This window comes from Corallococcus sp. CA053C (assembly GCF_003611675.1).
Taxonomy (GTDB): domain Bacteria; phylum Myxococcota; class Myxococcia; order Myxococcales; family Myxococcaceae; genus Corallococcus.
The window spans coordinates 1-10621 of record NZ_RAWA01000349.1 but is presented as its reverse complement, the minus strand read 5'-3'; the positions used below and the strand labels follow the sequence as shown (position 1 = coordinate 10621).

Annotated in this window: 3 protein-coding genes; all 3 read left to right on the top strand. The window is 73.5% G+C overall.

The features are described 5' to 3' along the window. A partial coding sequence (locus D7V97_RS44890; RefSeq protein WP_199729016.1) for a hypothetical protein occupies positions 1–812 on the top strand: 812 nt, incomplete at its 5' end. Then, positions 809–4450: a phage tail protein gene (locus tag D7V97_RS32885; RefSeq protein WP_120614574.1), complete on the top strand. Its 3642-nt coding sequence runs from the start codon at positions 809–811 to the stop codon at positions 4448–4450. The genes D7V97_RS44890 and D7V97_RS32885, both read left to right, overlap by 4 nt. Beyond that, a partial coding sequence (locus D7V97_RS32880; protein WP_147445070.1) for a right-handed parallel beta-helix repeat-containing protein occupies positions 4447–10621 on the top strand: 6175 nt, incomplete at its 3' end. The genes D7V97_RS32885 and D7V97_RS32880, both read left to right, overlap by 4 nt.

Below are 10621 nucleotides of genomic sequence, written 5' to 3'. Positions count from 1 at the left end.
TGGGAGGGGAGGACCACGGCTCCGCGCTGCCGCTGGGCGTGGAGCTGCGCATCCGTTACCGCGTGGGCCGGGGCCAGGGCGGCAACCGGGCGGCGCTGCGATTGATGGCGATGGCGAGCCCGCACCCGTGCGTGGAGACGACCTTCAACCCACTGCCGCTGTACGGAGGGACGGATCCGGAGGCACCGACCCTGGCGCGCGTGCGGGGACCCGCCACGGTGGGCGCGATGGACCGCGCGGTGTCGCTGTCCGACGTGCGGGCGCTGACGCTCGTCTATGACGGTGTGCACCGGGCCAACGTGTTCCGCGACGGCGTGCGCAAGCGTTCGCTGACGGTGGTGGTGGCGGGGCCGGAGGGTGCGGCGCTGGGACGGGCGGACATGGAGGCCCTGTACGCGCACCTGGCGGCGCGGGTGGCACCGGGCGTGGAGCTGCGGCTGAACAACCGGACGCGCGTGGAGGTGCGGGCGCGGCTGCTGCTGCGCGTGGTGAAGGGCGCGGATCCGGTGGTGGTGCTCCAGGAGACGCGCCTGCGGCTGGGCGTGGACCGGGATCCGGAGCGTGAACCGGGCCTGTTGGATCCGGACCGCGTGGAGCTGGGCGCGGACCTCCAGTTGTCGGACGTGTACGGCGCGCTCGCGGGCATCAAGGGGCTGCGCTCGGTGGTGGTGCAGGGGCTGCATCGCGCGGGCACGCGGCCGTCGCTCGCGGAGCGCATCGCCGTCGCGCCCGGCGAGCTGCTCGGGTGGGCGCCACCGTCCGGTGAGAGCGATGGCGTCGCGCTGTTCTACGAGGAGGCGCAGGACCTATGAGCCGGCCTTCGCAGCGTCTGCTCCAGCTCCTTCCCGGCCTCTACACGGCGCGGGACTCCGTTCTCGCGGATCATCCGTTCCTCAAGCTGCTCGCGGTGCTGGGCACGGAGCTGGATGCGTTCTCGCTGGCCGTGGAGCAGCTCTGGGATGACCACTTCGTCGAGCGTGCGGGGCCGCAGGCGCTGCCGTTGCTCGCGGAATTGCTGGGCGCGCGGCTGCTCACCGACAACCCTCGCGTGCAGCGCGGCGTGGTGGCTCGCGCGGTGGCGTGGCGCCGTCGCAAGGGCACGCTCGCGTCGCTGGAGGAGGTGCTCTCCGTCACCAGCCTCTGGGACGCGGAGGTGGACGAGTCCTTCCGCTCGCTCCTGGAGACACAGGACCTCAACGACCTGCTGCCCTGGCGCGGGCGCACTGCCGTCGTGTGGGATCCCATCGGCCTCTCGGATCCACTCACCCGCCGCTCCGCCGGGGTCGAACGTCCTCGCGATGGCGTCCCCGAGCGCGGCGCGTTGCTGGGCGTGGCGCCGGGCGAGACGCTGGATCAGGCCCTGCGCCGTCTGGGGCGAGCGGATGCGGGACGGAACGCCGCCTCGCCGCGCACGTTGGACCTGTTGGGCTGGGCACGCCCGGACGTGGCGCTCATCCGCACCGCGCGCCTCACGCCGGTGGAGCTGGAGGAGGTGACTCCCGCCGCCGTCCACATCCTGCCCAATGGCTATCGAGGCTTCCGCGTGGATCCGCTGGACCGGGACGCGCCGCTCGTGTGGCTCCAGCCGCTGGAGCGGGCGGACCTCACTGGCGGACTCACCGCACGCCATGAACCCGAGCCCTCGTCGCTCGCGACAGGACGCACGGCCGCGATGCTGCTGACGCCCACGGCGCTGGCGGAAGACGCAGACGCGGCGGAGCGGGCGGATGCCATCACCGTCTCCGTGGATGGCATCCCCCTGGTAGGCCCGGAAGCGCTGCCCCTCTTGCGAGGCCCGCTGCCCACCGCGCCCGTGGGCCCTGCGCCTACGCTCCGGTTCGCGGACCGGGGCCGGCCTTCCCAGGGCGATTCGTGGCGCCTCACGTTGCTCGCCGCGCTCGACACCTCGGACACGCCGCTGCTGTCCACGGTGATCGAACCGGGCGTGCTCAACACCGTCACCGTCACGCCGCAGGCGAACCAGCTCCTGGGCGGCACCGCGGCGGCGCTGCTCGTCGAACGCTTGGGAGGCGAACCACGCCTGCGCGACGCGGACGGCACGTGGCGCAAGCTCACCCCGGGCATCCGGCTCGGGCTGCCCCGCGGCAACGCGGTCCGCGTGGAGCTGGCGGGCACCCCGTGGGTCGCGCGCATCGAGCAACACCTCGCGGATGGAAGTCTGCGCCTGGCCCGCTTCGATGCGAGCGCCGACGGTGGACCGTGGCAGGTGGAGGAGCTGGCTGGCGACCTGCCTCCGGATGGCCCGGGCATGTCGGTGGCGGCCCTCGGGGACGCGCTGCTCCTGGTGGCTCCAGACGGCGCGGGGAAGCTGGGCGTGTGGTCGGTGACAGGGCTTGCCGGAGCCACGCCGACGGCGACGCGGCTGGACACCGCGAGTCCGCGTCAGCCCTCCGCGCGACTCGCCCCGAGCGTGTGCGTGCGTGGCGGTCGGATCTTCGTCTTCGGTGGAGACCTGGGCGGTGCGCCCACCGGAGACCTCTGGTCGCTTCCCGTCGCGGGCGGACCGTGGCGACCGCATGCGGTGCGCAACCGTCCGGAGCGCAAGGCCGCCACGTTGTTGGGCACACCGCAGGGGCTGATCCTCCTGGGTGGCGAAGCCGTGACCGGCGAGCTGGCCGTGCCCGTACTGGCCTGCGACCCCGCGTCCGCGAGCCCGGCGTGGCGTCCCCTGGCCCCGCTGCCCATCGAGCCGTCCCTGCCTGGAACGTTGTTGGCGACAGAGACCGCCACGGGGCTGGAGGCCCTCGTCTGGGCGGACACGACGCGGCCCCGGAAGCTCACGCTGAAGCAGGGTGAGAACGCCTGGGTGTCGGGGCCCCTGGAACCGGACGGCACGAACCCGCCCATCCCCGGCGAGGCGCTCTACGCCGACGGGCGCATCCTCTTCGTGGATCCCACGCCGCTGCCCGCGTCGGAGGTCGTCTTCTCACTGGGCGGGCGCGGACACCTCGCGTTCCTGCCGGAGCTGGCGCTGCTGCCCGATGAGCTGCTGCGCTTCAACGTCGCCAACGACGGCGTCGTCTTCATCGAGCCTCGCGAGGGCCAGCCGCTCCCGCTCGATGCTCGGCCCGGCGGCGCGTATCACTCCCGGGATGCCTCACGCTCCGGCGGTGCGCGCCGGTACTCGGTGCCCGGTCGGCTGCGGCGTCACGCGTTCAAGCTGCGCCAGCGGAGCCTGGGCCCGTGGACCACGCTCGCGCCGAGCAACGCCGCCGGCATCGTGGCGGTGGATCCGCGCCTGGGCCGCGTCGTGCTCCAGGACGACGCGCCCGTGGGCCACGTCACCGTCTCCGCGCGCATGGGCCGGGGTTCCTCATTGGGCGCGGGCCTGCTCACTCCGGATCGCCGTCCGCCCGCTGCCTGGGCGGAGCCGGACCTGCCGTTCATTGAACCTCCGGACCGTCCTGGGGATCGCTCCGGCACGGGTCTCCCCGTCACCGCGTGGATCTCTCCGGACCGCGCGGGCGGAGTGCTCGGCGTCGGTGACGTGGAGCGGCCCATCGTCGCCACCGTGGCGGCGGGGCTGGGCTCCGGCACACCTCCGGTGCTGGGCCTCATCGGTTCGCCGCGCCTGCCGCCGGAGCGCCTGTCACAGGGGTTGGACTTCGGCCTGTCCCTCTTCGCCGCGGACACCGGCGCCACGCCCTGCATCAGCGCGGATGAGCACGGTGTCTCGCTGGCGCTCTACCCGGGCTTCGGCGGTGGCACGAACACGCGCGTGTGGCTCGCGGGGCTGTGGCTCGCGGGCCGGTTGGACCTGGTGCTCGCTCGCGGCCAGGCGGACCTGCGCTGGTGCAACCTGGGCGTGCCCGGGCAGGTGGGCCTGTGGATGCCGGGCGGTGGTCACCAGGACATCAGCGCGCGCCGCTCGCTGCCGGCAGCCGACGTGGAGCTGCGCCTCTATGGCTGCATGGTGGGCGCCATCGAGCTGCCACCCTGGGTGCACCTCATCGCCGCCGGCTGCACCTTCGACGCGGGGGACCGCGACGCCACCGCCATCCGCGCCGCCGGGGCCCGCCTCCGGCTGCGGCACTGCACGGTGCTGGGCGCCACCGAGGCGGGTGTGTTGGAGGCGTCCTCGTGCGCCTTCGCGGGCGAGGTGCGCACGGACCGTCCGGACCTGGGCTGGGTCCGCTACAGCCTGCTCGCGCGCGGCGGGCAGCCTCCGGTGTCGCACCAGTCGCGGGTGCACACCGTGTCGTTCCACTCGCACCGCCAGACGGACCCCGGCTACCTCGTGCTGGGAGACAACAACGGCCCCGACGCGCTCCATGCCTCCGAGCGTGGCGGCGTCCCCGGCGCGCACGACGAACGCTCCGACCACGAGCGCGAGCTGTTCGCGCGCACCGACGACAGCATGCCCATTGGCGTGACGCCGTTCCACGCCGACCGCACCCAAGAAGACCTCACCCGGATGAGCCGATCATGACCGTGAAAGCGTACACCTCCAGGTCCCGCTTCGACGAAGCCCGGCGGTTCTCCGGCGTCTATCAGCAGATGGGGCGCATGAGCCTCGACGCCGACCACAACGAGGAGGTGAGGCTGCGCACCATCGACGCGCGCCGCCGCTCCGCCGATGTCGCCGACGGCTCGCCCGATGACGGCTTCCGCATCGGTGACAGCTACCTCATCGACCCCATCGGCAACGTGCTCGGCTGGGCGGGGCAGGGGCTGCCCGCGGACGACGAGCGCGTCATCACGCGCGAGCTGCGCCTGGACCGCTACGACGCGGAGACGTTGCCCTTCGTGGTGCGCAGCAGGGGCCACGTGGCGCTGCGCCGCACGCTGCCCCGGACGTTGGACCTCACCACCGTGGAGCGCTCGGACGGCACCACCTTCAGCGCCTCCGCGCTCGTCATGGGCCTGCGCTTCGAGCGGCCTCCCACCGACGATGAGATCGTGGACATCCGCGTGGTGGTGGCGGACACGGAGGGCCACGAGGCCATCCTCTCCGCGGGCCTGGGCCAACGTCCGTCCGGCTGGCACGACGTGCGCTTCCCCGTGTCCGCGCTCGCGGGCGTGGACGCGCGGAAGGTGAAGGCCTGGGGCGTGCTCGGCCTGCCGCCGGTGGCCCGCACCTGGGTGTCCGCCCTGCGCGTGGAGGACGCGGCCCTGGGCTCCGACGTCGTCATCCGGGGCGGTGACGGGACGCTGCCGGGCGCGGGCCGCATCCTGCTCGACGGCGTGCGTGTCTTCCTGGAGCGCGACCTGCGCTACGCCGCGCAGCCGGACTTCCCGGAGGCGCCGCCGCTGGCCGCGCTGCCCACGGATGGCACGCGGCACCACTTCTTCTTCCTCGACTGCTGGGAGCTGACCACCACCCGCTACGACGACGCGTTCCTCGACGAGCCCGCGCTGGATGGCCACGACACCACCGTGCGCCTGCGGCTCGTCTCCCAGGTGCGCGCGCTTCAAGGTCTGACCGCCACCGACGCGGAGGTGCTGCCCCGGCCCACGGGTGGGGGCCGGCTCACCACGAACGTCCCGCAGGGCGCGCTGCCGGACCGCACTCCGCCGGAGCCGTTGGATCCGTGCCGCGACCGCTGCCTGTCCACGGAGAACGCCTCCACGGGCGAGGGCTACATCGGCACCGACAACCTCCACGTGCGCGTGGAGGTGTTCCGGGGCGGCGCGAGGCCCGTGGTGCTGTGGTCGCGCGACAACGGCTCCACGGTGCTGCCGCTCACGGCGCCGGCCGCCGCGGATGCGATGACGCTCCAGGTGTCCCCCGCGAGCGCCGCGAAGCTGCGGGCTGGCGATCTCATCGTCATCGAGGACCGCGTCACGCGCCTCCAACCGGAAGGCCCGTCGCTGCCGGTGCTGCGTCGGCTGCGCGGCGTGCAGGCGGATACGGGCAAGCTGGAGCTCGCGGACGCGAGCGCCGTGCTCACCACGGATCCGGTGCCGCTCCCGGTGGGTGGCACGTTGGGTCGTGCCTTCAATCCGGCCCAGGGCGCGGCCGTGCGCAGGTGGGACAGCGGCGACCTGCTCGTCACCGGCCTGCGCTACCGCTTCCCGGATGGCATCACCCTGGCCTTCGCGGGTGACGACTTTCGCGCGGGCGACTACTGGTCCTTCACCGCCCGCGTGCGCGCGGCGGACGGGGCCGCGCGTGGGGAGGTGGAGCAGCTCACCGACGCACCCGTGCACGGCCCCGTGCACCATTTCGTGCCGCTGGCCCGCGTGAAGGGCGGGGCGACGCGCACGTTCGAGGACCTGCGCCCGCGCTACCTCCCGCTCTCGCAGGTGCGCGACCGGCTCGTCGAATTGTCCGAGCGGGTGACGGGCCCCGGCTCCTTCACGGTGGTGGTGGGCGATGGCGTGCGCAGCTTCGGCGACATCGATCAGGACATGCTCGAAGGCATCACCGGCGACGAAGCGCTGCAAGCGGCGGTGGACCGGCTGAGCGGGCAGGGCGGCTCCATCTTCGTGCGCTCCGGCCGCTACAAGCTGGAGCACCCGGTGCTGCTGCGCAACCTGTCCTCCGTGCACCTGCTGGGCGACGGAGACGCCACGGAGCTGCGCACCCAGGGCTCCGGCGGCGCGTTCTTCGTGGACCGCTGCGGCCTCCTGGGCGACGTGCGCATCGAGGACTTCCGGCTGGTGGAGGCCCCCTTCGAGGACGTGGTGATTGGCGAAGGCCCGCAGCTGGTCGTCAAGGCGCCCACCCTCCAGGTGACCACGAGCGGCGGTGTCCGCTTCGTGCCGCTGCTGGAGGTGGAGGACGACCGCGTGCTGGAGACGGACGACGTGAAGCACCCGTCCGCCGAAGCCGACTTCGTGGACGTCGTCGCCGAGCGCATCAAGGTGCTGGTGCCCGGGCAGGGCCGCGCCGCGGGCTCGGTGGTGGCGACGCTCGTGCAGCTGCGCAGGCTGCAACGGCTGCACCCGGGCCAGCCGCTGGAGGACCTGCCGGAAGCGAAGCCGCTGCTGGACGCGCTGGAGACGCTGCCGCACGGCGTGGTGACGCTCGCGGACTCCAGCGGTGTCACGCTGCTGCGCTGTCACATCCAGGCCAACCAGGCCGGCTCGGAGGCCACCGGCGTGCTGGTGACGGGCTCCTGCGCACGGCTGTCCATCCAGGACAACCGCATCGGCGCGGCGACGGGCATCGCCGTGGCGCCCTATGCGCCGTACCTCGCCGAGCGCTTCCTCGCGTCGTTCCCGCGCGCGGGCCTCTTCGTGGACACGCTGTCCATCACCGGCAACAGGCTCCAGCCGCTGGGCGAGGCGACCACCGGCATCCACGTGGCGGACGGCACGCTGTCCGGCGTGGTGGTGCGCGGCAATCGCATCCAGGGCTTCCACGTGGGCATCCTCGTGCAGGACCTGGCGGAAGGGGGCGTGGCGGGTCCGGTGGATCGCCTGCTGGTGGCGGAGAACCAGGTGCTGGGCTCCGCGGCGGTGGGCATCCAGATCTCCGGTGACGGCGTGGACGTCGTCGGCAATGAGATCCGCAACGCGGTGTCGAACGGCCTCTTCCAGGTGGGCATCCAGCTCTCCGGCCGGGGCCTGCGTGTGCGCGACTCCTGGATCGAGCTGCCGGCCGTGCCCGCCGCCTCCGTGCTGGGCGTGGTGGCCGGCATCGTCGTGGGGGACGGGCTGGACGACGGCCAGTCCAACGGCCGCCCCGCCTCGGACGTGGAGGTGGTGGACAACCGCATCGAGGGCGCGGGCGAGGCCACCCCCGGCTTCGGCATCCTGCTGGGCGGACCGCAGGCGGTGTTCGACGTGCGCATCCGGGGCAACGTCGTGCGGGGGCTGGGCGACGCGGCGGTGCGCGCGTGGGGCTGCGGCGGCGCGGTGGGACGCATCCGCGTGGAGGAGAACCGCTTCGAACAGGTGGCGCTCGCGGACGTGCCATCACAGACGGACAACACCCTGGCCCTGTCGCGGTTGGATCCCGGCCTGGAGACCCGGCTGAGCGCGGACGCGTTGGCGCGGCCCCGACCGCTGGTGGAGGCGCTGCTCGCCAACGTCACGCCCCGCGTGCGCGCGCCGCTGGACGCCGCGCTCCGGTGGCTGGAGCGGCTGACCCTGCGGGGCGCGGTGGTGCTGGCCGGCGTCGACGAGGCCCACGTGAGCGGCAACCGGCTGCTCCAGGTGGGGCGCACGGGCGCGTACGGCGCGCCGGGGCTCGCGGACGCGGAGGTGCGCGCGGCGGGCATCGCGGTGGTGTCCGGCTCCGGCATCACCGTGGAGGGCAACGAGGTGGAGGGCGTCCACGCGCCGGTGAAGCGGACGGAGCTTCCGCCGGGCACGCCGCCCATCAAGCTGCCGCCCATCGTCGTCGTGCTCCAGAAGCTGGGCGTCGCGCCGACCACCACGCGGCTGGAGCGCGGCGACGTGCACGCGGCCGTCGTGGGCATGTACGCCACCGTGTTGCAATACACGGGGGCCAACGAGGACGTGCGCCAGAAGCTGGGCCGGGGCCTGTACGGGCCGCTGGACACCATCGCGCAGGAGGTGAAGGAGCTGGGCGGCAGTCCCGGCACGCTCACCGACGCGCTGGTCCACGAAGTGGCGGAGATGCGCGCGGCCCAGGGCTACGAGGACCACACCAAGACGTCGCACGCGGTGCGCTCGTCGCTGGCCCGCGCGGCCAGCTTCACCGCGCCGGACGACGTGTCCCAGGACGCGTGGGACACCGTGGCGCGGTTCGACCTGGCGACCGTGGCCGGGAAGGAAGCGGTGGCCAAGGCGGCGGACCTCATCAAGGGCGCCTTCGAGGTGCTGGTGCAGGGCATGCCCGGCACCGTGAAGGAAGCGCTCCTCAGGGCCCTGGGCGAGGTGCAGGGCGCGCCGGGCGAGCTGAGCCGGTTGGTGGCGCTGGCCGCGGCCCTGAGCCAGGTGGCCCAGCTTCGCGAGGCCGAAGCACAGCGCGCGAAGCAGCCCGTCATCGGGCAGGCGGTGGGCGCCCGGAAGACCATCATCGGCACCTTCGCCAACGCCGCGCTGGGGCAGCTCCCCCTCCGCAGGAGCACCGAGAAGGCGAGCGCCAACGCGGACGTGCTCCTGTCCCTGCGCGAGTCGAAGGAGGCCCTGGCGGATCAGCTCAAGGACGTGAGCCCGTCGCTGGCCCAGCAGGTGGAAGCGGACTACCGCGACGTGGAGCGCACCGGAGGCCAGGCGCGGCCAGTGGAGCGCCTGCGCGCCACCCTCAAACAGGTCCTCGAGTTCACCCAGGGGCAGGTGGCCCCGGTGGCGCTCACCGCGGAGGACTCGGAGCGCGTGGCCTCCCAGGGCCGCACCGCGACCATTGGCCTGTACACCGCGAACCTGGATCGGCAGGCGGCGGGGCTCGTCGCCGAGTCCGAGGACACGGTGGAGAAGCAGCTGCGCGGCTTCGGCACCGCCGTGGGGCAGCTGTCGGAGCTGGTGAGTGGAGACGCGGAGCTGTCCACGCTCTCCGCCCAGGCGCACCAGGCGGTGCTCGCCGCCATCGCCCAGCCGCAGAAGCGCACCGAGCAGCTGTCCATCGCACGGAGCCTGTTGGATCGCATCCGCGTGCAGACGCTGGACGTGCTGCCGTCGGTGGCCGCGCCGCCGTCTCCAGGGCCGGTGTGGGCGGATCCGCTGGACCGCCGGCTCGCCGCCCTGGGCGCGCTGGTGCTGGCCGCGCGGAGCATGGTGCCGGGCCAGGTGCTCAGCGAGTCGCTGTCGAACTACCTCCCGCACCTCTCGCGAGCGTTGGATCTCGTGGGCGTGCAGGGCAAGAGCCGCGAGCTGCTGCTCCAGCGCGTGAAGGACGCCCTCCAGACCGTCACCAGTGGCAACCCGGCGACGGGCGTGCGCGAGGCCGTGCACCTGCTGGCGCAGGAGCCCGCGGCGCTGGGGGCCGAGGCCGTCAACAAGGGCGTCGGCGTGCCGCCGGAGCTGGAGGCCACCGCCGTCCTGCTGCGCGCCGTCGAACAGGGCCTGGATCCGAGTGAAGACGACGCGTCACGCATCGCACGGCTCCAGGAGTACCTGCGCCAGCGCGCCCAGAAGGTCTCCGCGTCGCTCGTCGCCATCGTCACCGGGATGAGCGACCTGGGCGCCGTCCTCGGGGTCATGGGCAAGGCGCTGGAGCAGCTGGCGCGCGGCGAGGCCCCGGATCCCGGCGAGCTGGTGGACCCCGTCTTCAACACCTTCCCCCAGCCCGCGGACGGCCTCTTCGCCGCGGGCGTGCAGGGCCGGGTGCGGCTCGCGGGCAACACCGTGCGCGACACCGTCACCGGCATCAGCGTGCTGGGCGCCGCGGAGCACCTGCTGACGGAGGCACCGACGCAGCCGGGAGCGCTGCTCGACGTGGAGGGCAACCGGCTGGAGGGGTGCGCGGTGGCGGGGCTGACGCTGCGGCCGGACCTGTCCGTCATGGTGGTCTCGAACAACCACCTCTTCGCGTGCGCGGGGGTGCCCACCGCGGGCGTGCCCGGGCTGGGGCAGGCGGTCGCCAGCTTCGTGGGCTCCGGTGAGCTGGTGGTGCGCGGCAACGTCTTCCTGGAGAGCGGCAACTCGCTGGCGCAGGCGGTGCTGCACGAGGTGGCCATCGACTGGCGCGGCGAGGTGGGCGTGCGCGGCAACACCGTGCGCCACGAGGGCGGCGGCGGGGGCGGGG

What these genes read in the sequence shown, in the direction of transcription:
- D7V97_RS32885 (WP_120614574.1), top strand. Translation starts at nt 809, where the DNA reads ATGAGCCGGCCTTCGCAGCGTCTGCTCCAGCTCCTTCCCGGCCTCTAC.